Origin of the sequence: Amycolatopsis sp. NPDC004079, from assembly GCF_040610415.1 — a bacterium.
In the GTDB taxonomy this organism is placed as follows: Bacteria; Actinomycetota; Actinomycetes; order Mycobacteriales; family Pseudonocardiaceae; genus Amycolatopsis; species Amycolatopsis halotolerans.
On record NZ_JBEXMH010000030.1, the window covers coordinates 54977 to 78231 of the forward strand.

26 protein-coding genes are annotated in these 23255 nt (G+C 67.9%); 16 read left to right on the forward strand and 10 right to left on the reverse strand.

From position 1 onward, the window contains the following. Window positions 1–12 precede the first annotated feature (12 nt). The 4 genes from ABZX37_RS27840 to ABZX37_RS27855 all read left to right on the forward strand — a co-directional run bounded on the left by ABZX37_RS27840 (window position 13) and on the right by ABZX37_RS27855 (window position 3712). Window positions 13–1521, forward strand: a complete 1509-nt coding sequence (locus tag ABZX37_RS27840; RefSeq protein WP_354744363.1) for an AbfB domain-containing protein — start codon at window positions 13–15, stop codon at window positions 1519–1521. A 343-nt stretch (window positions 1522–1864) separates the two neighbouring features. After that, window positions 1865–2383, forward strand: a complete 519-nt coding sequence (locus ABZX37_RS27845; protein WP_354744365.1) for a hypothetical protein — start codon at window positions 1865–1867, stop codon at window positions 2381–2383. Between the two features lie 132 nt (window positions 2384–2515). After that, window positions 2516–2722, forward strand: coding sequence for a hypothetical protein (locus tag ABZX37_RS27850; protein ID WP_354744367.1), 207 nt, complete (start codon window positions 2516–2518; stop codon window positions 2720–2722). Between the two features lie 753 nt (window positions 2723–3475). Next, complete coding sequence (locus ABZX37_RS27855) at window positions 3476–3712, forward strand: hypothetical protein (protein WP_354744369.1); 237 nt, start codon at window positions 3476–3478, stop codon at window positions 3710–3712. Window positions 3713–3809: 97 nt separating this feature from the next. On the opposite strand, the gene ABZX37_RS27860 is transcribed toward ABZX37_RS27855, so the two are convergent. From ABZX37_RS27860 to ABZX37_RS27875, 4 genes are all read right to left on the reverse strand, one after another. After that, complete coding sequence (locus ABZX37_RS27860) at window positions 3810–4532, reverse strand: hypothetical protein (RefSeq protein ID WP_354744371.1); 723 nt, start codon at window positions 4530–4532, stop codon at window positions 3810–3812. A gap of 324 nt (window positions 4533–4856) precedes the next feature. Further along, a complete protein-coding gene (locus ABZX37_RS27865; protein WP_354744373.1) occupies window positions 4857–5111 on the reverse strand; it encodes a hypothetical protein in 255 nt (84 codons plus the stop codon). A gap of 965 nt (window positions 5112–6076) precedes the next feature. Then, window positions 6077–7006: a hypothetical protein gene (locus ABZX37_RS27870; protein ID WP_354744375.1), complete on the reverse strand. Its 930-nt coding sequence runs from the start codon at window positions 7004–7006 to the stop codon at window positions 6077–6079. Between the two features lie 173 nt (window positions 7007–7179). Further along, window positions 7180–7884: a YqhA family protein gene (locus ABZX37_RS27875; RefSeq protein ID WP_354744377.1), complete on the reverse strand. Its 705-nt coding sequence runs from the start codon at window positions 7882–7884 to the stop codon at window positions 7180–7182. 352 nt (window positions 7885–8236) lie between these two features. On the opposite strand from ABZX37_RS27875, the gene ABZX37_RS27880 reads away from it, so the two are divergent. Beyond that, a complete protein-coding gene (locus ABZX37_RS27880; protein ID WP_354744379.1) occupies window positions 8237–8419 on the forward strand; it encodes a hypothetical protein in 183 nt (60 codons plus the stop codon). Window positions 8420–8827: 408 nt separating this feature from the next. Continuing rightward, on the forward strand, window positions 8828–9166 hold the full coding sequence (locus ABZX37_RS27885) for a hypothetical protein (RefSeq protein WP_354744381.1): 339 nt from the start codon (window positions 8828–8830) through the stop codon (window positions 9164–9166). A gap of 202 nt (window positions 9167–9368) precedes the next feature. On the opposite strand, the gene ABZX37_RS27890 is transcribed toward ABZX37_RS27885, so the two are convergent. Then, entirely contained in the window at window positions 9369–9911 is a 543-nt protein-coding gene (locus ABZX37_RS27890; RefSeq protein ID WP_354744383.1) for a hypothetical protein, read from the reverse strand. 16 nt (window positions 9912–9927) lie between these two features. On the opposite strand from ABZX37_RS27890, the gene ABZX37_RS27895 reads away from it, so the two are divergent. From ABZX37_RS27895 to ABZX37_RS27925, 7 genes are all read left to right on the forward strand, one after another. Further along, window positions 9928–10308, forward strand: coding sequence for a hypothetical protein (locus ABZX37_RS27895; RefSeq protein ID WP_354744385.1), 381 nt, complete (start codon window positions 9928–9930; stop codon window positions 10306–10308). 22 nt (window positions 10309–10330) lie between these two features. After that, window positions 10331–11509 carry a S8 family serine peptidase gene (locus ABZX37_RS27900; protein ID WP_354744387.1) on the forward strand — a complete coding sequence of 393 codons (1179 nt, stop codon included), beginning with the start codon at window positions 10331–10333 and terminating at the stop codon, window positions 11507–11509. Window positions 11510–11601: 92 nt separating this feature from the next. Beyond that, window positions 11602–12207: an RHS repeat-associated core domain-containing protein gene (locus ABZX37_RS27905; protein WP_354744389.1), complete on the forward strand. Its 606-nt coding sequence runs from the start codon at window positions 11602–11604 to the stop codon at window positions 12205–12207. Between the two features lie 114 nt (window positions 12208–12321). Next, complete coding sequence (locus ABZX37_RS27910; protein ID WP_354744391.1) at window positions 12322–13095, forward strand: hypothetical protein; 774 nt, start codon at window positions 12322–12324, stop codon at window positions 13093–13095. Window positions 13096–13148: 53 nt separating this feature from the next. Then, window positions 13149–13835: a hypothetical protein gene (locus tag ABZX37_RS27915; RefSeq protein WP_354744393.1), complete on the forward strand. Its 687-nt coding sequence runs from the start codon at window positions 13149–13151 to the stop codon at window positions 13833–13835. 208 nt (window positions 13836–14043) lie between these two features. Then, complete coding sequence (locus tag ABZX37_RS27920) at window positions 14044–14694, forward strand: S8 family serine peptidase (protein ID WP_354744395.1); 651 nt, start codon at window positions 14044–14046, stop codon at window positions 14692–14694. 146 nt (window positions 14695–14840) lie between these two features. After that, complete coding sequence (locus tag ABZX37_RS27925; protein ID WP_354744461.1) at window positions 14841–14963, forward strand: LPXTG cell wall anchor domain-containing protein; 123 nt, start codon at window positions 14841–14843, stop codon at window positions 14961–14963. Window positions 14964–15089: 126 nt separating this feature from the next. On the opposite strand, the gene ABZX37_RS27930 is transcribed toward ABZX37_RS27925, so the two are convergent. Beyond that, window positions 15090–15545, reverse strand: coding sequence for a hypothetical protein (locus tag ABZX37_RS27930; protein ID WP_354744397.1), 456 nt, complete (start codon window positions 15543–15545; stop codon window positions 15090–15092). A 176-nt stretch (window positions 15546–15721) separates the two neighbouring features. Between ABZX37_RS27930 and ABZX37_RS27935 the strand changes: the two genes are divergently transcribed. Beyond that, entirely contained in the window at window positions 15722–16693 is a 972-nt protein-coding gene (locus ABZX37_RS27935) for a helix-turn-helix domain-containing protein (protein WP_354744398.1), read from the forward strand. Between the two features lie 292 nt (window positions 16694–16985). On the opposite strand, the gene ABZX37_RS27940 is transcribed toward ABZX37_RS27935, so the two are convergent. From ABZX37_RS27940 to ABZX37_RS27950, 3 genes are all read right to left on the reverse strand, one after another. After that, complete coding sequence (locus tag ABZX37_RS27940) at window positions 16986–18146, reverse strand: cellulase family glycosylhydrolase (protein ID WP_354744400.1); 1161 nt, start codon at window positions 18144–18146, stop codon at window positions 16986–16988. 145 nt (window positions 18147–18291) lie between these two features. Then, on the reverse strand, window positions 18292–19125 hold the full coding sequence (locus tag ABZX37_RS27945) for a nuclear transport factor 2 family protein (protein WP_354744402.1): 834 nt from the start codon (window positions 19123–19125) through the stop codon (window positions 18292–18294). Window position 19126: 1 nt separating this feature from the next. Further along, window positions 19127–19915, reverse strand: a complete 789-nt coding sequence (locus ABZX37_RS27950; protein ID WP_354744404.1) for an alpha/beta fold hydrolase — start codon at window positions 19913–19915, stop codon at window positions 19127–19129. A 96-nt stretch (window positions 19916–20011) separates the two neighbouring features. On the opposite strand from ABZX37_RS27950, the gene ABZX37_RS27955 reads away from it, so the two are divergent. Together ABZX37_RS27955 and ABZX37_RS27960 are read left to right on the forward strand one after the other, a co-directional pair. Next, window positions 20012–20863 carry an AraC family transcriptional regulator gene (locus tag ABZX37_RS27955; RefSeq protein ID WP_354744406.1) on the forward strand — a complete coding sequence of 284 codons (852 nt, stop codon included), beginning with the start codon at window positions 20012–20014 and terminating at the stop codon, window positions 20861–20863. Window positions 20864–21303: 440 nt separating this feature from the next. Continuing rightward, complete coding sequence (locus ABZX37_RS27960; RefSeq protein ID WP_354744408.1) at window positions 21304–22155, forward strand: ATP-grasp domain-containing protein; 852 nt, start codon at window positions 21304–21306, stop codon at window positions 22153–22155. Here ABZX37_RS27960 and ABZX37_RS27965 read toward each other — a convergent pair. Beyond that, on the reverse strand, window positions 22127–22306 hold the full coding sequence (locus tag ABZX37_RS27965; RefSeq protein WP_354744410.1) for a hypothetical protein: 180 nt from the start codon (window positions 22304–22306) through the stop codon (window positions 22127–22129). The two genes, ABZX37_RS27960 and ABZX37_RS27965, sit on opposite strands and share 29 nt — an antisense overlap. Window positions 22307–23255 lie beyond the last annotated feature (949 nt).

Here is a 23255-nt window from a genome sequence, read left to right on the forward strand (position 1 = left end):
GAGCGCACACTCATGGGAAGAACCGCAGTCAGAAGACACGGACTCGTCGCTGTCGCGACTCTCACCCTGCTCGCGGGAATGACCGCGCCGGCCATTGCCACGCCCGTCGAGACGCTGTCCGCTCCTGAGGTCGCGCCGCGCACGGCGACGCAGGACGAGAAGGTCAAGGCCGCTGCCGCGCTCGGGATCGTCGCGGGTCCTTCGCTGCTCGTCCTCAACGACCGGAACTTCGTGTTCGCCTTGTGGGAACAGGCGTCCGGCACCGAAGTGCGGGCGTCGGCAGAGCTGGCGTTCGCGGGAGGCGACCTCGAGTGCACCCAGTGGATCAAAACAGGAATCCACGAAGCCCGAGTCCGGGACCAGACCAACAAACTCCGCGACGACGAGACCGCCCGTGCCGCCCGCGAGGGCAAAAAGCGCGCCGCCGCCGTCAACCTCGTCGTCGCCGGACCGGAACTGCTGATTCAGGGCGACCGCGACTTCGTGTACGCGATGTGGGAGCGAGCCTCCGGCCCGCGGGTGAAGGCAGCCGCGCGGGCCGCGTACGAGGGGAGTGCGACTGCGCTCAAGGAGTTCATCGAGACCGGGATCTTCCAGGCCCGCGCCCAGGACCAGCAGGATAAGGTCGTCTCGGACGACCGGACCAGCAAAGAGCAGAAAGCGGCGCTCGCGGCGAAAGACGCCCGCACCCGGGCTGTGGCAGTGTTCGGCGTCATCGCGACCGAGGCGATGCTGGTGGAACCGGACGACAACTTCGTGCTTGAACTGTGGGTCCGGGCCGTTCCCGGCTCGGAGATCGCCGCGGCCGCGGAGGACTCGTTGCGCAGCAGCGACCCCGGCGCGTTGCGACGGTTCATCGACACCGGCATCTTCGAGGCCAACCGCCGCGACCGCGACAACAGGCTCAAGAAGAAGGCCGCCGCCGACCGGCTCCGCGCCTTCGAACTGCGCACCCGCGCCTCCAACAGCAAAGTGCACCCCGCGCTGGTCGCAGCCGCCGACGCCGCGCTCGCCGGCACCGACCACGACGTCGACGTCTTCCTCCGCGTCGGCCAAACCGAGGACCGCGCCCTGGTCCAAACCGTGCGAGCCCTCACGCCCGCTGTACGCGGGTACTACCTGCGCGGGACCCGAGACGTCACGATCAGCGTCGCCGGTGGCGGTGCCGACGCGAACTGGCGCATCCTGCCCGGGCTGGCGGACCCCTCCTGCCACTCGCTCGAATCGGTCGCCCAGCCGAACCACTACCTGCGACAGCAATCCGACGTGGTGACCCTCGCACCGACCGACGGCACCGACGCCTTCTACACGGACGCGACCTGGTGCTCGACCCCCAGCGCAGACGGGACCGGCGCCTCGCTCGTCTCTTTCTCTGCAAGAGGACGGGCACTCCGACACCTCGGCACCGAGGTGTGGGCCGCGCAACGCGGCGGCAGCACACAACGCTACGACACCCCCGACCAGTACGACCAGAACACCTCCTGGCAGATCGACACCCCGACAATCCTCATCCAGTCGTGATTTCGGCAGGAAGCGACTCGAATCCGTGTCGGACCGTCGGAAGGTGGCCCGGTGCCAGGTGCCGCATCGCCGACGAGGGCCCGGGCTGAGAACAGCCTCGTCGAAGTCAGGCCACAAACGCGAGGTCGCGACCGCGGGTCGAAACGTCGAGCCGGCCCGGAGCCGGTGCATCGCCCTGCACCCGGCGAGGTGAGAACAGCAGGCCGTCGCAACACAGCCGAGGCAACCGTATTTGCGCAACCGAGAACCGCGCAGGTCCCGCCGAAGTTCTACAACCAGAACCGGGTGATCGAGTAAAACAAGTTCTGGGTGACGATCGTCTAGCCGAGACCAGGAGGAACGCGTGACCATGCCGGTGAGGACAGCGACCGCTGACCTGTACGTGGGCTACGGACGCTCCTGCGTCACGGACTACGGTGCGGATGTCCCCAGACTGGGCCCTGCCTACGCCAACGGTCTCGTGGGAGTGGACTCCGGCGGGGCGGCCGTCCTCACCGGCACCACCACGTGCAAGGTCACTGTGACCTTGCACGTGCTCGACGCCGAACCTGGCTCGGTCGAACTCGACGGCTGGGACGAGGTCTCCGAGGTGTCGGTAGACAGCGAAGAGGGGTACCTCCTCGTTCAGAACGTGATGGTTGGCCCGCCCCAGGAACTCGACGCCCTGGCGTACGTGGGGCCTGGCGCCTACCGGGTGCGCGTGCATGCCCGCGGCCGCGATATCGCTCCCCACCCCCACGCCGAGGCCCCCGACGAGCACTACCTGATCTCCGTGCGGCCGGCACCGGAAAAACCAGCGACCGTCCACAAACAGACCGACAGGTTCGGGCACGAAGCCCGAGCCCAGGCAACAGAGCAGTGACGTCCCGCCGCGCACGCTGACCCAGCGAGACCTGCCTGGCCGACCGCGCTGGGGTCTCGGCCGTCGCTCTGCGCTGGAGATCGGGAGCAAGTCGGCGATGCTTGTTCGAGCGGGCACGGCTGGGCGACCTTCGTGAGGACGGCTCGTCTGTGCGTGCTGCTGTCCGCGATGCTCACGGGATTTCTGATAGTTACGGCGCACTTCCGGGCGTATGCGCTGCCGGTGTTGTCGGCGCTGGTGACGTGCATTGCAGACGGCTGCGTGCGGCGCGAGGACAAGTCGCGTGCGCTGGCTGCGGTGCCGGCTGTGCCGCGTACCGCGGCGCTGACGACGGGCTGAGGTCTCTGGTCACACCCCAGAGGTGACTGGCGAACGCAGGTACAGGCGATGCGAGAATGCCGGCACTCGATCAAGATGGTCGGTGACGGCGGGGCGGGCCTTCGGTTCGTCGCGTGGCGCGCCGGGCGGAGTCTTTGCGGTGACGCTGATGAGGCGACCTTGGACTGCAGCTGTTGTACAGGACCCGGGGCGCGACTGCCTGCAGATGAAATCGAGCGACGCCGTGCGCGCTGCGGCGAATGCCAGTGTGCTGGTTGAAACTCCAGTAGGGCGCCGCCGCCGTCGCCTTCAGCTCCGACGGACGCTTGGCCACCGGCAGCCTCGACCACTCCGTCCGACTGTGGACCCTGCCGCCCAGATGAACTGGCAGCGCATCCACCGGCGGCAGACGACCGCAGCGTCCTCGTGTCGCGCAGTCTCCTCGCCGCCTCAGCCCGGCGCGGACGGACCTCTCAACCAGTTCGGCGGCTGGTTCGGTGGCCGCGGTGCTGCTGTGGGGCGCCAGACCCCGGAACGAACACCAATAGCAGCCACATCGAATAAGACCGCTCCGCCGGTCGACTGCGCATTATTTATCGGAGGCAACACTTTCTCCCGGTGACGCGGCATCGCGGAAGCGGCCTGCGTGCGCGGTGCCGCTCACCCGGGAAGCCGACGACGCGGGCTTGTCGGGCCGGTAGGCTCGGGCACGGCGCAGGGCTGCCGCGCTGGGGGCGGGGACTCTGATGCTCGGGCGGCCGAGGAGCGGATGTCGTGGCTGCGCTGTCTTCAGACGGGGTGTGGCTGGTGGTCCTGGTCGCGGTCGGTGTCGTGGTGGTGCTCGCGCTGGCCGGCGGTGTCGCGGTCGCGGTGCTGGCGAAGATGTCGGTTTCGCGGGAGCGGCAGGTCGCCGTCCGGGTCCGGGTGCGCGCGGCTGCGTGGCTGCGGATCGAGATCGAGGCCGAAACCGGGACAGGCCGTGCTGCGCGCAATTCGTCCACGCGGTCGTGACGCCCCGGCGGGCGCGCGGCGGCAGAATCCGAACCCCGACCGGCATTGCTTGCGGTGTCCGGGAATGTCCGGGGTTTCGTGCTCGGCGGGCTCGCGTTCACAGCGCGACCACCGTCATCGTCGGGCGTACGCCCTTGCCTGCCACGGCGGGTTTGGCGGTGATCGTGCCGTCCGGTCCGGGAAGCTGGACAGCTGCCGAGGCTGCGGTTGCGCGTCGGCCGTACCGCTGGATCACCGCGTCGCGTCGTTCCAGCCGGCCGTGCCCGTCCACGGCCGCGCCGTGCCATCGTCCGGGCTCGGCCCGCAGGTCGACGTCCGTGCCCGGCCACGGCTCGGCCGCGATCAGGACGGAACGCCGGTTGCGGGCGCGGCGGGAGAAGCGCGCCGCGCCCGCGGGCGAGATCGTGCGGCACAGCGCGGGCCCGAGCACGACGATGTCGAGACCGTCGATCAGCGCACCCATCGCGGCCGCCGTGTCGGCACCAGGCCGGGGGAGCAGCACCACGCGCTCGAGCGTCACCCCGAGTTCCGCCGCTGCCACGATCCCGAGCGACGGCATCCCCACGACCGCGGCCCAGGACCCGGTCGCGGTCGCGGTCGCGGTCGCTTCCGCCAGCAAGGCGAGCAGCAGCGAGGTCGAGCCGGTCACCGACACGGTCGTGCCGCGCCGGAGCCCGCCGAGCACGGCGAGCGGTTCCGCCACCGGCAACGTGCTGCCGTCCGAGGCCGCCGAGGCGCGCGTGCCGGCGAGGGCGGCCGCGGTGCTGACGCCGGGAAGTGCGGCGAGACGAGCGAGCGCGTCCGCTCCGGCTGCAGTCACAGAACGCCTCCCCGATTCACCCGGCCCGCCGGCGGCCTGTCGTGCGGGGAAGACACGGCAGACCACCTGTACTCGTCGCGCGACACCCGCTGCAGCACCGCTGCGGCAACACCGCAACCAGCTCCGGTTGCCGCAGTCGAACGGCTCTGCCGATCCTCTTTCCGTCGCGGACAGGCCCTGGCGTCACGTATGACGGAAACCTACGTCACGAAGACCCATGATGTCGAACACGTGTTCGATGAATCGCTCGGACGGGTGTGCGCGTCGTTCGCCGAGGGCTTTTTGTGACTGTGCGTTTTATCTGTCACTTGTGCGAGGTAGTTGTCACCAGGTCCGCGTGAGCCTCGCCGGTTTCGTGGCGTCGAGGTCGATCGCGAGCTGGCGGAGGAAGCTGTCGCTGGTGCTGACGAGGTCGTGGGTGTGTCCTCCGCAGCCGTCGAAGATGCCGCGGCGCAGGTGCATCATCAATTTGTGGGTGAGGCGACGGAACTCGTCGTCGGCGGGGTGCCCGGGGGCTCCGGCCAGATAGAGCGCCAGGGCCGTGTAGTCGCTGCGGGTGAGGGTTGTAGCGAAGATCAAGGATGCGCAGTGTCGTTTGCGCGGGCCCCAGTCGATGCGCGGAGGGAAGGCGGCGCTGTGGCGACGGCAGAGCGTTTCGGTGATGGCGTCCCAGTCCTGTGCGGGGATGATCCAGTTGGCGAGCTGGCGGCGCCGGTGTTGGCGGTCGATCGTCGGCGGGTCGGTGTTGAGTCCGTCGATCGTGGCGTCGACGGCAGTGTCGAGGTCGGCTGGTGTGGCGTGTTCGCGGGCCCAGATGCGGACGTTGCTGAGCGCTCGATGTCCCCAGCCGCTGGGGAGATCGAGTTCGGCTGCTGAGTCGGAGACGGTGAGGCCGAGCCCGGCGCGCAGGCAGCTGAATATCGCGAAGCGGTGCAGGATCCGGTCGCTGATCGCGGCGTCGGGGACGAGGTCGCGCAGCGGTCGCCAGCCTCGCCCTGCGCCACTCCTCCGGGTAGCGCACCATCGGCGTCCGCGAACGCATCGTCCAACGCGACGGTACCGGGTGCGACACCGTCTTCCTCGAACGCCGCAGTCCCGTCAACTGGCCGACCGGAAATCCGTATTTCCACAGGATCGCGCATGTATAGGTGCCGTCCGCGAATGCTAGCCGTTTGGCATGATGCTGCCTTCCCTCGTCACCGCACCACTTCGACGTGGTGACAGATACGGCGCGCGACGGGTGACAACGATCCCGCGCCGTCGGCCCTGACTCCCAGGTCGCACGTCGCGTCACATGCGGAAGGCGGTTGTCACTGCAGGGGAGTCGGCCCCGATGCGGTCCGGTTTGCCTCCACTCTGAACCTGGGATCAGGCGGGCTGTGGCCGGGCTTGCGCGGCGTGTGGTTCACGCGCAGGTTCGCAGACGAGGGGTTCATGGAAATGTGGGCTCTGTGGCCCTCTGCAGAGGTGTCGGGCTGCTGCGCGCTGGACCGTCTTCCAGTGTCGGTGCGGGAACCGCACGGCCTCCGGTTCCCGCACGCCGCTTACCTTCGCTCGTCGGAAGATTCTGACGCAGACCTCGTCTGGCGGCTGGTGTCGCGATCGTGAACGTTGCCTCGCATGGCGGTGTCCGGTGGGTGGGGCTGGCGTGTGTGGTAGCTGCGTTGGCGCAGGGGCGTCGCGGCGCGGTCGGCGAGGACCACGGCGAATCCGGCTTGTGCGGCAGTGCGCTCAACGAGGTCGAGCGGAAGGGAGCCTTGACGCTCGACGATCAGTCGTCCTTGGTGCGCGGTGGTGTTGCGGAAGGCGACGACGGTAGTGGACATCGGCTGATGATGGGGAAACCTGCGGCGCGCGGCGGGTTCGTCGTGGTGTTCCAGGAAGGTCAGCGCGGGCTCGCCGTCGAACTCGGCGCGCAGGTGGCTGGCTTGCCAGTGGGCGGGTTCTTCGGCGGCACCGGTCTGCCGTCGGGAGCGGTTGGCGGAGGTGATGGCGAGGAAGGCGTGGCCGGTGCGGGCGAGGGCGTGGGCGAGGAAGCGGTGGGAGGGGCAGGCGTAGCCGGGCCCGATGACCTGGACGGTGCGCACGCCGTTCTCGGCGGCGGTCAGGTGCTCGGGCACGTGGGCGGCCGCGGGCCCGCGCAGCCCGATCGGGCCGAGGGCGAACAGGAGGTCGGCCACCGCGAGAACGCGGTCGCGGTGTGCGCCGTCGGGCATGCGGGTCCAGTCGAAAACGCCCGGCAGCCGGGCGGGCGGGAGGGTGATGCTGCCGGTTTGGCCTGCCGGTCGGCCTTTGAGCAGGTTCATCCGCTGTACCGCGGCGAGGTCGGGAGCGGTGGCCAGGGCGTAGAAGTTGGCGAACCCGTGCGCGACCACGCCGCCGGACGCGAGGGCTGACACCGCGGCGTCGACGGCGGTCGGATCGGTCAGTCCCGCCGGTTTCCGCGGCCGGGGGCGTGGCACGAGCCCGGTCATCGCCGGCCCCGGCGACGGGCGGAACCGTCGGGGAAGGGCGGGTCGGAAGGGGTGGATCGCCGGAGGGTTCGGCTGTCGGGAACGGGCATGCGCATCTCCGTGGTGGGCTCGGATCGCCGCGCCGGCGGGGCCGGCCGCCGCGGTGCGGCGACGGTTGCCGGGCGTCGTCGGGGTCAGCGGTGACCGGCGGGAACGTGGTTGCCGAGGCCTGGGTTCTCGGGGACGCGCGGCACCGGTATCTCCGGGGCGGGTTCGGGGTCGTGCCGGATGTGTTTGCTGGCTTCGGTTTTGGTCATGATCCGGTCGATGGCGGCGAGGCCGATCGCCGAGAGCACGAAGAGCGAGTGCAGGACCGCTTGCCACAGCACGGTTTGCCAGTCGATCTGGCCGGTGGCCGGGACGCGGGTGGGCTGGATGAAGGTGCGCAGCAGGTGCACCGACGAGATGCCGATAATGGCCGTGGCCAGTTTGGTCTTGAGCACGTTGGCGTTGACGTGCGAGAGCCATTCCGGCTCGTCGGGGTGTCCGCGCAGCCGGATGCGGGAGACGAATGTTTCGTAGCCGCCGACGATCACCATGATCAGCAGGTTGGAGATCATCACGATGTCCACCAGTTGCAGCACCGCGAGCATGACGTCTCCCTCGGAGAACGGCATTCCCGCCGCGTCCCCGGAGTGCTCGGCGCCGTCGGCGACTCCGGTGAACGCCTGTACCGCCAGGTGCCAGGTCTCGACGAGGAAGCGCCAGACGTACACCAGTTGAGCCACGATCAGTCCGAGGTAGAGCGGGACCTGCAGCCAGCGGCTGAAGAACAACAGCCGTCCGACCCACGTCGGGCCGCGGTGCGCGGCGGACAGGCGGGCGTTGCGTGCGGGCATGCGGAACTGGCCTCCCGATCGGAGAAAAATGAGGGCGGGAACTGCGGGCCGCGCCGGTGCGGACCGCCCGGAATCGTTGACCAACTTCTATCGGGGAACGCGGCGGGCCGCGACAGGGACGGTGCCGGTTCCGCCGAAAGTGGGGATTCTGCGAAATCATTCTCGGAATAATTGATCAGTAGCTTCTCTGGTTGTCCCTCGGCGAGCGCCGGAGGCGGGTCCGGCACCCGCCGTGATCCACGTCTTGCCGAAGAGTCCCGCTCGAACCCGGCCGCGGTCGACACGGAGAGATGATCGGTTTCAGGCTTCCGGTGTCTCGACAGTGCCGTGGTCCTGCCGTGACTATGGGCGGATGCGCCTTCTCAAGATGTTCTCCGCTGGTGCGGTCGCGGCAGCGGCCGTGCTCGTCGCCGCTCCCGCAGCCGGCACCGCGGCTCCCGCGCAACCGCGGGCCGCGTCGCACCACTGCAAAGTCGATCTGACTTTGCTCAACGTCAAGTTCGAGGCTCAGGTGCCGGAAATCGACGGCATCTGACCGGCAGTCGCGTCGAGCGCCCCCGGGATCGGCCGGGCTCCGGGGCGAGGCCGGGACGGGTCTGTCCCGCTCTCGGCGACCGGCCGTCCGGCACAAGAACTCCAGCGAGTACGTCGACAGGTTGAAATGGGCGCGGGAACGCACCGCGGCGGTGGCGCGATCGCCCCGCGCCGCCTCGCCGAAACCCTCGCCTGACCCGCCACCGATCGTCGCCGGAAGAAACCCGCACGGCCGCAAGACAACGGGGCCGATACCCGGACGGCGGCGGTCGCGGGGGAGTCGCGGAACCGGGTGAACATCAGCACGGGAGCGCACCCGATCGGGCTCCGGCCGCGTGCGGATCGCCGGAGCCCGGCCCGGAGGGCGCTACCGTCTGCGCGTCCTGACCGCTCGCAACGAATCGAGCCGATGTTGCCCGCCATCTCGCGCATGACCGCTCTCACCGCCGCCGTCGCCGGCCTGCTGATCGGCACCGCTGCCGCGGCTTCCGCCGCCGAGCTTCCCCGTCACGCCGACCCGCTCTCCCCGCCGGCGCAGACGATCACGCCGCTGTTCACCGCCGCCGACGACGCCCTCAGCCTCCGCGACAGCAAAGACTTCGCCTCCATGGCCCATCTCGGCTCCCTGGAAAACAGCAAGGATCTCGCCTCGATGGCGCATCTCGGCTCGCTCGAGAACGCCGATCTCAGCGACACCACGTCCCTCGCCGGCCTGCTGGACGGCCCCGGAGCGAACCACAGCGGCTGAGGGGTCGCCGCCACCGCCCGGCCGCGCGCAGCAGCACCGCAACTGGCATCCGGGGACCATTCGCTGCCCGGTGTTTTCGGATGTGCCCGGTTGCCCTTGCCGTGCCGAGCCGGTGACCGCATGTTGCGCGTTTCCGTCGACCGGGCGTCAGTTCGGCGGCGCGGCACGCGGCCGGGTGAAGGGTTCTGCTTTTGCTCAGGGATCACTGGAGCGCCGGAGCGGGCGTCGAGCGCCCCGGTGCCGCAACGGGGCACCGGTCGTGCAGCAGCTGCGGTGGCCCGGGCAGCACCCTGCGGGCAAAAGCAGCCACGCTATCGGCACCGCCGGACCGGTGACCGCAACTCAGATTCTGAGTTTCTTTCGGACGCACCGCAAAGGCCGCAAGAATCTGTTGTTCGCCCTCTGCGCGGTCGCTGGCTTTGAGCCAGAGCCAGAACGAACCGACCATTGACAACGAGCCTGGTCGCAGGTCGTCGTTGTCATTCGGCGGACCGGAGCGTTTCGCCGAGCAATTCCCGAAGTTCCCCGGTGCTTCGGACCGACCGTACAGATTCACGACACGCCCTACCAGAAATACGAAGAATTCGAGCACGCACTGCAGGGGCCGGTCGACGGCGCAGAAATAAGCATCAACAGGGGTCCCTGGATAAATCCCGGTGAATTGCAAGAAGGTCTCGCCGACCCGCGTCCGACCTGGGTTCAGGAAAAAGCAAGGAACATGTGGGAGAGCGAGTTCGGTCCGCATGTGGGAGAATAGCTTCATGGAACGCGAAACACTGATGGCCTTGCTTCGGTCAGGGCATGAGGAGGCATGGAGGCTTGCCGCCGATGCGCTCGCTCACGGTGCAGTGTGGGAAGAGTACGGCAGCAATGTCACCGCCAGTCTGAGTTCGATATTTCGCCGACGGCGCCGCGTGGCGGAGAATGCGGGACAGTACTCGGTAGGCTTTGAGTCCGCAGTGCATACGCTGAACGCATGGGGCGGGCACAGGCTCGTGCTCGGCAGAATCGAGGACGAACCGCGAAGCGGTTTGATGTTCCAGATCTTCTTGAACAGCGAATCGGATGCGATAGTCGCCTGCTTCGGAATCGAACCTCCCGATTATCGAGGGAAGTTTCCTCGTTCGGGAAAAGGAACGTAAGCATGTCCTGCTGCTCCACGAGATGAGTGTCGACCGATTTCCGGCCGTTGACTTTCATTTAATGGAGCACGCGGAAAAGGTGCGCCTATCGTCTCAGTGTCATATTGTGCATTGCTATCGCAGGGGCAGGCGGATGTTCAAAGGCGTTGCCTGGTTGCTCGCAGCAGGATTCTCCCTGGCGGGTGCCGAACCGGCTGCTGCCGTCGCGAATCCTGGCGACTGGCCCTTGGACGGCCAGCACCTGCGCGCGGAGCAAGCGTGGTCGTACTCGAGAGGACGCGGAGTAACGGTCGCCGTCGTCGACACGGGCTGCGAAGGCGACCAGCCGGACCTCTCCGGACAAGTGCTTCCCGGCGCCGGCTTCGTCGGAATATCCGGTGACGACGGGCGGGTCGATGTTTCGCCTGATTCGCACGGAACCTCAATAGCGGCGCTTATCGCGGGAACCGGAAACAGCACGGCAGGGAGGGGAATCGAAGGCCTCGCGCCGCAGTCGAAAATCCTGCCCGTCCGCGTTTCTGCCGGAGACCGAACCGAACCCGTGGCGTTGGCGCGAGGAATCATCTACGCCGTTGACCACGGAGCCCGCGTCATCGACGTTTCCCGGGGGACCACGGCAGCCGATCCCAACCTGCGCGCCGCCGTCGACCATGCCCTCAGCCGCGGAACGATCGTGGTCGCGGCAGTCGGGAACAACGGGCAGACGGGCAACGCGCCCAACTACCCGGCTTCGTTCCCCGGAGTAGTCGCAGTAAGCGGCGTCGACTCAGGAAACCGGTTCTGGCCAGGCAGCACGTCCGGGCCGATGACCACCCTGGCCGCACCCGCAGTCGACATCCGGTCCGCGAGCAGCCACGGCGGATACCTGCGCGGCGACGGCACCAGTTACGCCGCCCCTTACGTCTCAGCCACGGCTGCGCTCGTGTGGTCGAAGTACCCGCAGCTATCCGCAGGGCAGGTCGTCCGACAGATCATCGACACCGCTGATCGTCATGGTGACGGCCGGCGCGACGACCAGTTCGGATTCGGCATCGTCGATCCGCTGCAAGCGCTGAGCGCCCCGGCCGCGACCGAATCGGGCGTACCCGCGATCGCGACCCCGCCGACACGGGTCGGCTGGTGGTGGTACCTGGTCGGCGGCGTCACCGCCGGGCTACTCGGATCTCTGGGCGTGTTCGTGTGCCGCCGGCAACGGATATGAGAGAGCAAATCAACGCGACAACAAGCTAAGACGCCTATGGCCAACTGTCCTCCGACGGTACCAACAACTACAGCGACGACGGCCTCGGCCGCATGCTCGCCAGCGGCGCCAACAGCTTCACCTACGACGGCACCAGCAGCACCCTCACCGGCGACGGCGCCCACACCTACAGCCGGGGACCGAGCGGAGGACTCCTCGCCGTCGGCAGCGCGAACCAGGCCGCGCTCGCCTTCACCGACGCACACGGAGACTTCAGCGCCACCTACACCGCCGGCGCAGCAGCTCTCGACGGATCCACCGCCTACGGCCAGGTCACCGCCCAAACCGGCAACACCTACGGCCTCGGCTACCAAGGCGGCTGGACCAGCCCCACAACCGGAGACGTCGCGACCGCGTCCCGCTGGTACGACCCGACAACAGGCAGCTTCACCAGCCAGGACAGCCAGCTCACCCTCGGCGGCAACGCCGTCACCGCCAACCAGTACGCCTACGGCGACGACGACCCCCTCGACAACCTTGACCCCACCGGCAACAGCTCCTGCCACCGCAAGCCCCGCCCGGGCCCCCACGGCCCGCGCGGGGGCCCGGGCGGGGGCCCGGAGCCAGCCCGTCCCGCGCCTACTACCCGGGCAGCGAGCGCTGGGCATACGACCACGCCAACGACGCCGTCAGAGCGAGGACGCTCGACGAACTGCTAGCTGAAGAACCCGCCACCCCCGTACAACGGCTACGACACCGAAGGAAACTACTGCTACCACGGAATCCCGACCACGGACGACAGCACAGGCGAAATCTGGGCCGAGTTGTGGGGAATGATCGGCGGCGGAAAAGTCGACGACGCAGAATTCTCTCCGGAATTGGCCTTCGCCGCGGTCCACGAGTGCGACGAACCCACTGGGCCGCCGTCGAGCAAGCCCGAGCCGCCCAATCCGAGCGCCGCCGACAACGTCTACAAGGACCCCGGTGCCCGGCCTTCCGGACAGAGCGCCCCGGCGACCGAACAGGGCACCAAGAACGCGAGCACCGGCGCAGCGGACGAACCGGTCAACGACCAGACCGTCGCCGAACCCAACCCCGCTGCCGACCCAGCCCCCTACGAGCCGCAGAGCGAACCAACCGGCCCCAGTTCGGTCGAGCCGCAAGAAGAAGGCAACGCACCGCTCGCCGAGCTGGACGAGGCCGGCCGAGCGAGCTACGAGAATATTCGCACCTCCGTGGAGAGAGTCCGGAAAGGAAACTTGGACGACGTAGAAAAAGTTTTGAGTCCGCGAGAGTTCCGTGAAATGAATAAGGCGTTCGACGAGAAGCGGTTCTACCGCGTGTGGCAAATGTTCAGGAAGTACATAGAGAAGGCGGTCGCAAGAGAAACCACGGTTCAGCGGGACCCGAACATCGAACGATTGGGCAAACCGGGAAAGAGGGAGGCGGATTTCCGGATGGGCGAGGTAGGCATCGACGTGACCTCGGATTCGAAGTGGTCGGTCACCAGGCACTTGAGACGCTCCTGCATCGACGGAAGAGAGAACCTTGTGACCTATCGAAAGTTGTCGATTGGAGAGATGTTCCAGCTGTTCGAGCAGGCGTGACAGGGGTGGTGTAAGCTGCGGGCAGAAATGAGTCCGCAGTTCTCCTCTTGGCAGTGGGCAAGATCGAAACGTATGTTAATCAAGAATTCCGCCGACTTCGGCACTTGGATGCGGCTTGCAATTTTTGCGAGATGTCGTTTGAAAACTGCCATTTTGACAATTGCGTGCTACTGCAGGACAGCGACCCGTCCTACCCGATCGAAGTAAAGGATGTGTCGGTTTCCGGCGGAAGTCTGACGAACAGCAGTGCGGTCGGAACCAGCTTCGAGAGAGTTTCGCTCTCCAGCTGCCAGACTCCCGGCGACCCGATTGCTCCGCAGGGCTGCGTCTTCAGCGAGGTAAAGCTGCGTGGGTCCATGGGTTCCTGGATTTTCACGGACATGCACTCGTCAATTCCGGAAGAAACCCGGGCAGAGTTCCTCGAAGCTGAGCGTGAATTCTACAAGAACGTCGACTTCGCGCTCGACGTCTCCGAAGGGATCTTCGAGACTGCGGACATGTTTTACCTTCCGGGTGATCTGGTCGTGCGCGATCCGGAGACCCAAGTACTCATCAGGAAGAGCAGACTCGCGACGGCAGATGTTTCTCGACTGCCGAGGCTGATGGTCCGGCTGCTCAGGAGGGTTGAAAAGAATCCCTATGATTCTACGGCGTTCGTTGTCGGGCGCGATCGGGAAGATTTCGACGAGGCGCTTGCCGAACTTCAGCTGCTGGTGGATCTCGGAATCGCCGAAAGGTAGATGGGCAGGCTTGAGGCATGCTGTGCGATTCCTCGGGCGGGCTGACCGTTGTCCTGGCGGGAAGAGTGCCGTGCGCAGGATTTCAGGGGCGATGCTGGTGGTCTCGGTCGCGCCGTCGGTGCAGGCAGCTCCCATGGTGGGCGAGTGGCCACTTGATGCAGAGCATTTGCGTGCAGAGCAAGTGTGGAAGGAATCGCAGGGCTCGGGTGTGACGATCGCTGTGGTCGACAGCGGCTGCGACGGCAAGCACCCGGACCTGGCCGGCCAGCTCGTGCCTGGCGCCGGGTTCATCGGTGTGCCCGGGGACAACGGCGGCGCCGACGTCTCCGGCGATTCCCACGGGACGTCGATCGCGGCGGTCATCGCAGGTACGGGGCGGAACCCCGCAGCCGACGGCGTCGTGGGGCTGGCACCGAAAGCAAAGGTCCAGCCCGTCCGGATCTCGACCGGCGACCGGATCGAGCCGGTCGCGCTCGCGAAAGGGATCATCTACGCGGCCGACCACGGAGCGCGGGTCATCAACATCTCGGTAGTCACCCCCGAACCGGACCCGAACCTCCGAGCGGCTGTGGACCACGCCGTGCAGAAGGGAGCGGTCGTCGTGGCGGCGGCAGGCAACACATCCCAGACGGGAACCGCGGTCGGCTACCCGGCGTCGTTCCCCGGAGTGGTGGCGGTGAGCGCAGTCGACGTCGACAAACGCTTCTGGCGGGGAAGCGCATCGGGGCCGCGCGTGGCCTTGGCCGCACCGGGTGTGGGCATCCGATCGGCGAACGATCACGGCGGCTACCTCCGCAGCGACGGCACGAGTCTCGCCGTCCCGTACGTCGCGGCCGCTGCGGCGCTTGTGTGGTCTTAATATCCAGAGCTGCCGGCTGGACGAGTCATTCGCCAACTGGCCGACACGGCCGACTACCCGAACACGGGCCGGCATGACGACCAGGTCGGTTTCGGCATCGTCGATCCGTTGCGCGCGTTGACGACGCCGTCACCACCGACTCGGGGCTGCCATCGGGAGAACCTGAATCGACCGGTGCGACGTCCTGGTGGTGGTACGTCGTCGGCGGGGCGGTCGCTGTCGTGCTTCTGGTTCTGCTCGGAGCGACCGTGCGACGCAGGCACCGGTAGGGCGGGCGGCCGACACCACCCTGACGGGTATAACGGCCAGTTGCCAACGAGTCATCCCGCACCGCCGGGCCATCCTGACAGCGACCACCAGGCCACTCGCGCAGTCGCACAGGTTGTCAAGCCGCGTCAATACCAGATGTAGCCGGAGAAGGTTCCGTTGCCCTGTCCGCCGCCGCCGCCGAATTGGGCGCACACGCTGAAATTGGTGGCGGGAAGGACGTTGAAGGCGACGTTGTGGTCGCGGGTGGTGGGCACGCCGAACCAGTTGGACCAGGCGAAAATGTTGCGGAAGCGCTTGTTGTCGGCGAGCGCGACCCGCATCTTCTGCCCTCTGGGCTGGTAGGGCGAGTAGTTCGTGACCTGGATGGTGATGTCGCCAAGTTCTTCTTTGATGCGATGAAGGTCCTCGCAAGCCCAGGCGTCCGGTCCTCCTCCGGACTTCGCGACGGGACCGCTGATGGGCTTCGTGCTGCCGGCCGGGGAGTCGCCGGTGCCGTCCGCGGGCGCGGCACCGGCGACTCCTGTGCAGGCCAGGGTGGACATCGCGACAGCAGCGCTGATAACCAGTGTTCGTGTGGTCATCGAGAGATCCTTTCCGGACGGGATGGGCATCGGGACGCGGTCCCGGGCGGGCCCGGCGGGTGCTGCCGCTCGGGCCGGTCGTGGTTCGGGATGCGCCGGGGCGGCTGAGCCGTTCCCGGTCGAAGTTTCGGGCCGCTCCCGCACGGCCCGCTAGAGTTTCGCGGGGAGGCGAAACCATGGGGTGGTGGAAGGTCAGCGCGGACGTCCTGGCCGGCAGCCGGTTCGCGATCTCGAGTCTGGCCGAGACGACGGCGAGCCTGTTCGCCCTTCACCGGGCGGCGGCCGCGCATCTGGGCGAGCTCGCTTGGCTGGATGCTCACCTGCCGGCTTACCGTCGGCGTCTGGCCGGGGACCCGGTTACGGCGAGACTCGTCGAGGCTGCCCGGGGAGGCCGCTGGGCTGCGGACTTCCTCATCCCTCCGCCTCGCGAGGGCGAGCCGGACTGCGCCGACGAGCTGGCTCGGATCCGGGCGACGCCGACTGAGAGGGTCCGTGCGGATCTGACGGTCTCGGTGAACGGCCCGCTGCCGGCCGAGCTGGACCGCACTGATCTGGCCGGTCGCATGGCCGACGTGCTGGAATGGGTGTGGACGGAGACGGTGTTGCCCTATTGGCCACGGCGCCGGAGGCTTCTGGAAGCCGATGTGGTCGCCCGCGCCGGGCAGTTGAGCGGGGGTGGCTGGGCGGCGGCGCTGGACGGGATGCGCCAAGGCATGCGCTGGCTTGGCGACGGGCGGCTGCAGGTCAACAGCTACGACTACCCGCCGCGCGAAATCACCGGTGTGCGGTTGCTTTTCGTTCCGGTCACCCAAGACCGGGGTTGGGTGACCTGGGACGCGGAGCAGCGGTTCGCCGTGATCTACCCATGTTCCGGCGTGCTGGCCGAGTCCGGCCGCGCGCCGGTGCCCGAGGCGCTGGCACGGCTGCTGGGCCCGGGCCGGGCAGCCGTCTTGACATCGCTCGACACGGCCAAGAGCACCACCCAGTTGGTGGCGCTGACAGAGCACGGGCTCGGCTCCGTCGGCAACCATCTCAAGGTGCTGCGCGACGCTGGTCTCGTGGACCGCCGCCGTTGCGGGCGCTCGGTCCTCTACTACCGAACCGACGCGGGCAACGTCCTGTCACACACTGCACGGGGGCATTTGTGAGCAATCGAGCTGTTTGCGAACGTCGCAGTTGAGCAGGCGGTGAATTTTTCAGGGATTCCTGCGAAGGTCGGCAGTCTTCGGCTCGACCTTGCCGGAGTCTGTCGGCGTTGGTGCTGGGGATGGGGATTCCGATGGCTCGGTTCGCACGTTTCACGGTCCCTCTGGTGGCGGCAGGGGCGTTGGGTCTCGCGGGTCGTCCCGGCGATTTCTGTCGTCGTCGACGGTCCCTGTCGGTGCTTGGCTGTTGGCAGTTGGTGTTCGGTCCGGACAGGTATTGGAAGCACTGTCCGGTTCAACTGGGTGACGTCGCGGGCACGCCGGTGTCGTACCAGGTTTGCACGACCGCGCCGAGACCGTAGCCGTTCTGATGGCAGGCGAGGCCGCCGAAGTGCGACACCCTGGCTTCGGGGAATTTCCAGCGTGCGCTGCCGAATCCGCCCGGGGGCCAGTCCCAGGCGCCTACCTCGAGTCCGATCCGGTGCTGCTGGAGATACTGGACGAACCGCACGGTCGACTCCGGGGTGTTGGCGTCGCAGTAGTAACCGCCGGACAGCCATTCGGTGATGATCACCGGAGCGTGCTGGGAAAAGGCGCCGAATTTCGCTTCCCATGCCTGGGATGTCTGGCCGTTCGCTTTGAGTGCGTACGGGTGCGAGGCGTAGGCAACCTGCGGATCTGCCAATAGCGGCGCACCGTCGATCACCTGTCCCACGTCCAGTCCGTCGGCGATCGCCACGTTGTGTGCTCCTGCCTGGCGCACGGTGTGGATCGTCGCGTTCATGGCCTGTGCCCAGGCCCGCCAGTTCCGGGCATTCGGTTGCGGGCGCGGCTCGTTGAGCAATTCGTAGAGCACGCCCTGGTCGTTGGCGAACTGTGGCGCGATTTCCTGCCACGCCCGCTGCGTTCCGTCGTCCGGCAGGTCGATCGGCTTGTCGTTGGGCACATGGATCTCGTCCTGGATGGACACGATCACCGTGAGGCCAGCCTGCCGCGCCGCCCGGACCGCGCCGCGCGCCTTGTCCAGGAAAGCCTTGTCGAACAGTGCGCTGTGGGGATCGGCCCCGACCTGAGCGATCTGCAGGCGCACCGAATCGGCGCCCGCCTCGCGCATCGACCGGTATTCGTCAGGCGTGTAATGATGGTAGGCGGTCGCCCAGAAACTGTGGTCAGCCTTGCTGAAGTCGCCGGGCGCCACTTCGAAAGCGATCTGGTAGAAGCCGTGCGGAATCCATGGATGCCCGTCGCGGAGCAACCCCTTCCCCTGCACCGTGACCTGACCTCCGCCGGATGGGTTCGCGGAGGTCCGCACCGAGGCCGGGCTCCCGCCTGACGTGGTTGGGGGAGTCGGTTCCGCGCCGGGCCCGCTCGCCTGAACCGAAGCGCAACCCGGCACCAGAATGGTCGCCGCCACGCAGAGTGCTGTCAGCGCATGCTTCGTCGAGACCGCTTTCATGCCCAACCCCTTCGATGTCGCGCGATCGTTCTGATGTCATGACGTGGGCGGCTGCTCGCTGAGTTGCGGCAGGTCATCCCACGCTTTGCGGAGCAGGGGCCTGCCACCAGGAAGCGCCGCCAGCGGCCGGGCCGGTTGTCGGCGGTCAGGCGATGCCGGGCGGGTTGGCGATGATCATGCGCCAGCCGCGGCCCGGGGTGTGCCGGAGGACGTTGGTGGCGGTGCCCTGGGTGTCTGCCCGCTGCCCGTCCGGGGTGGTGATGCGCAGCGTGTAGTCGACCACGATCAGAGCCACATCGTTGTGCCGAAACACGTGCCGGGTCCGGTTCTCCAGCTGGGCCTCGGCCGCGATGAGCCCGGTCAGCTCCTGACCGACCCGCTCGTGCCCGTGCACCACGGAACCGTCGGAGATTCGCATGGCGGCGTCCGGGTCGTAGAGGCTGAGCAGCCGGTCCAGGTCGCCTGCGTTGAGCGCCTGGTCGAACGCGGTGGCGAAGGTCGCCGGGTCGGTGATGATCGGGTGGTCCACCGGTGTCTCCTTTCCCTGGCCCGCCGCTGCGATCAGCGCCCGCAGCGTGGCCGCGAATGTGGCCTGTCCGCCGACGACGAGGTCACCGTCGGCGATTTCGAGGAAGCGGACCCAGATCCGCTGGGTGTTCTCGTCTGTCGGTTCGCAGCCCTCGACGGCCATGAGTTCCCGGGTGATCCGCGCGCCCAGGTCCAGCTTCGCGTCCTCGGTCAGGACACCGCGCAGCGTGCTGACCTCGACGTAATAGTGCGGCTTCGGCGGGCGGCCGGTCGCCGTGAGGAAAGCGGTCGCGGGCAACTGCTCGAACAGCACCCAGGTCAGGTCGGGCGCGATGGCGCTGTCGGCGAACCCCTCCGCGGCGTAGGTCAGTTCGCCGAGCGCGGCGGCGATCAGTGCCGGGTCGTGTCCGCGGAAAGCGGCCTCGCTGGTGGTGATCTTGACCAGTGCCATGTCAGCTGACCCGCTTCCGGAACGCGGCGATGCGGTCGCCGAGCTGATCGGGCCGCTCCAGCGGCAGCAGGTGGCCGGCGCCGGGGATGACCTCCAGCCGCGCGCCGGGAATGGCGGCGAGGACGTGGCTGCGCATCAGGTCGACCGGCTCGACCTGATCGTGCTCGCCAACGACGACGAGGACCGGCGCCTCGATCCGGCCCAGCTCCGCCGAGACGTCCTCGATGATCGTGCTCGCCGGCCACTCGTGCTTGGCCGGCGCGGCGCCCGCAAGGCTGTCCTGGACGATCTGCTCGCGGATCCGCTCCCCGAGCGGCGCATGCGCGAGAACGGCGTCGACGGTCGCGAGTACGGACTCGCGACTGTCATAGGCGGCGGCCATTCCGGCCCGGACCTCGCTGGGGACGGGTGCGGGCCTGGCCGGTGCCGGGGCGACCAGGACCACACCGCGCAGCCCGGCCGGGCGACGGGAGGCGAGCAGCTGCGCGACCTTGCCGCCCATGCTGTGCCCGACCAGCACGTAGTCCGCCAAGCCCAACGCGGTGACCACGGCCAGCGCGTCATCGGCGAGATCGCCCGTCGCGTAGCCGGTCGCGGGCGCGGTCGACCGGCCCCAGCCGCGGTGGTCGATCGCCAGACAGCGCACCTCGCCGGCCAGGCGCTCGAGCACCGGGTGCCAGGTCCGGGTCGAACCGCCCCAGTAGTGCAGGAACACCAGCGCCGGCGTGCCCTCGCCGGTCTGCTCGACATGCAGGGTCGCCGCGCCGGTGGTGATGCGAGAATCGGTCATCTGTAGCCTGGTCATACCTGTGGCCCCCGCTCGTACGATCACTGATTACGTTGTTCACGTTAGGGATCGACACTGGTGGAGAAGGGACGTCGACCGGTGAAAACAAGACAGGCGATCCGCCGGGTGCCGTTCAAGGCAGCGGTGCCGTTGGATATCGAGGTGATGACCATCGCGCAACTGTGGGCGATGGCACCGCCGGGCTACCTCAGCTCGCCGCAGCGGCCCACCTTCCACCTCCTGGTGCTGGTGACCAGTGGCAGCACGACGCACACCCTCGACTTCGCGGAACACCACCTGGCCAAGGGGGCGATGCTGTGGGTGCGGCCCGGCCAGGTCCAGGTCTTCGGCGAGCAGGCCACCGGTGACCTGGTGTTGTTCCAGCCTGGCTTCCTGATCCCCGGTACGCACGCCGCCACCCTCGCCGACGACCGCGCCGGCCCGGTCGAAGCCACCGTCCCGTTCGAGGCGACCCGCCGCGCGCTCCGGCGCGAGTACACCCGGGCGGCCGGCTTCGGCCAGCCCACCGTCGGGCAGGCCGAGACGCTGCGCCACCTGCTGTCCCTGCTCATCCTGGAGATGGCCCGGCACGCCCCGGATCCTGGACGGCCCGATCCCACCGGCCTCGACGCGCGGTTCCGGGACCTGTTGGAGCGCGACTTCGCCGCCGCCCACGATGTCGAGCACTACGCCCAGCGGCTGGGCTACTCCGCCCGCACGCTCAACCGGGCCACCCAGGCCGCCGCCGGGGAGTCGCCGAAGCAGGCCGTCAACCGCCGCCTCGTGCTCGAAGCCCGCCGGCTGCTCGCGCACACCGACCAGCCGGTCGCCCGTCTCGCCCGCCGGCTCGGCTTCCGCGACCCGTCCAACTTCTCCACCTTCTTCATCGTCCACACCGGACAGTCGCCCACCGCGTTCCGCGCCACTACCCGACCGGCGGGCGGCATCTGAGCCGGGACTGCCCGCCACCAACACTCAGGGTCGTCAGCCCGCCGCACGGACGCACCGCAGGGCAGAGCCGATCACCGAAACTGCGGCACCGATCGTGCGCAGCACGACCACCGCATGCCGGTGGAGTCGCTCGTCGACAGCGGGACGGCGGAACCTTCGCCCATTGCCGACTGCTGCCTGAAATCCGGACGGGAACCGCGTTTCGTCAACCGGCTCTCCGCTCGTGCCGCCCAGTGCCGCTGATTCTCCCCGCTGCACCTCACAATAAATCCCCGCAGACGTTCTCCGGAGAACTGTGACGTCACGTCCTGGGCCGCCGATGCCGACGAGTCAGGTCGCCGTCTGACCGACCGGGCTCGGACCGCTGATCGACCCTCCGATGCGGCCGCACGGCGGGAAATCTGTGGCGATCGTCGGACTGGGCCGCGCACTATGAGGTCATGATGCTGCTCGTGCCCTCGGATGTGCTTCGTCCCCGCCATCCCGATGCGCACTTCGCCGCGGAGGCAAGTGCTGCGCGCGCGTCGGGAATCGAGGTCGCGCTGGTCGATCATGACGCACTGGCCACCTCGGCAGGCGCCCGTCAAGCGGTGTGCCGAGTCCCCGCAGGCGACGACGCGGTCTACCGCGGCTGGATGCTGCGCAGCGAGCAGTACGCGGCCTTCGCCAACGCACTCGCGCAGCGCGACGTCACCCTGCGCACCACCGCCGGACACTATCGACGCGCACACGAGCTGCCAGGCTGGTACTCCAGCCTGGCAGCGGTAACACCACGATCAGTGTGGACGGTCGGCGACGACCGGGCCGCGTTCGACCGTGCTCGAAGCGACCTGGGGCCTGGCCCTGCCGTGTTGCGCGACTACGTCAAGTCCATGAAGCACTACTGGACCGAGGCGGCGTTCATCCCTGAGCTGAGCGACGCGGAGAAAGCTTGGGCTGTGGCAAACAGATTCCGGGAGCTGCGCGCGGAGGACATGGTCGGCGGATTCGTCCTTCGCGGATTCGAGAACTTCACCTCGTACGAGGTGCGGACCTGGTGGGTCGATGGCAGGTGCCAGCTCATCGGACCGCACCCGGACAACCCAGACGACGCCGCGGTCGCCGACCCCGACCTCTCCCTGGTCCGACCGCTGGTCGCGGAATTGGGGCTGCCGTTTGTGACTGTCGACCTCTTCCTGCGAGCGGACGACAGATGGCGAGTGGTGGAGATCGGCGACGGCCAGGTCAGCGACCGGCCACACGCGATCACGCCGGAAGCGATGATCACGATGCTTCAAAGCGGCGCGAGCTGAAGAACTCAGAGCACTTGCGTCGCGGCGCCTGAAATCGCACGCGAGCTTCCATGGTGGTGGTGTGATCGAGATCGGTTCGACACTGCTGCGAGAGCACCGGATCGCCGCCGAGGACGTCCTGCCCCTCCTCGCAGCCCCAGGTTCCTTCCACACCGGCTTCTTTCGGCTGCAGACCCGATTTCCGGGCCGGGCCGACGAAGGCCGCGCGGCGCGAGGAGGACCGGGTGCCGATCGTCCGGCACGGCGAGTGCGGGCGGAGCCGGGGCTGGCCTCGCCCGCGCCTGGGCCAGCCGATGCCGAGTTGGATTCGGCGGTGGTCCAGTCGGTGAGCATGAGCATGGCCTTCTGGGCGGCGAGGGTGGCCTTCTTCGCGCAGACGGCTTTTTCACGGCGTTCTCGACGGAGTCTTTGCTGGCGGAGTTCTCGTTGCCGGAGTGAGGTTCGAGCCAGAGGTTTTTCGGGTCTTTGGGTGCGCCGCCGAGTTCGAGGGGGAGGAAGTGGTCTTCCTCGTAGTCGCTCGTGTTCGTGTCGGAGTATTCGTAGTCGGCGATGCCCTGCTTCTTCAAGCCGTTGGTATAGCTCACCGGCGGGCGGATCGTCGCGGTCCAGCCCGACACGCAGATCGTCGACCCGATCGTGGACTGCGTGACGTCGGGGTTCGTCGCGCCCGGCGTGCAGGCGGGGTCGGGCAGAGGCAGGTGCGACTGCGCGCCGCCCGCGGCGTCGGCGAGTGCGCCGTGAGGGCGGCATGCGCGGCGGGCACGGACAGGCACAGTGCCCCTGCCGCCGCCAGAGGGATTGTGAAACGTGTGAATCGAGACATCGGAATCTCCCTTCCCCAGAGCCAATGCCGCCAGGCTGCGGCAGACACCGGCCGAACGCTACCGACCTTCGAAGGAATCCGTGAAAAATTAACCCTCTGCTCGATTGGGGCATCCGCAAACGGCGCGATCGGACACAAATATCCTCTTTGGACGGTGTAGTGGCGGGGATGTTATCGGCCTGACGGGTTGTGGAGTCGGCGTCGCGCAGCGGAAGACGGTTGCTGCCTTCTGTCAGTTGCTGCGCACGTCCGATCGCGCCGCGGGCACCCGGTCGGG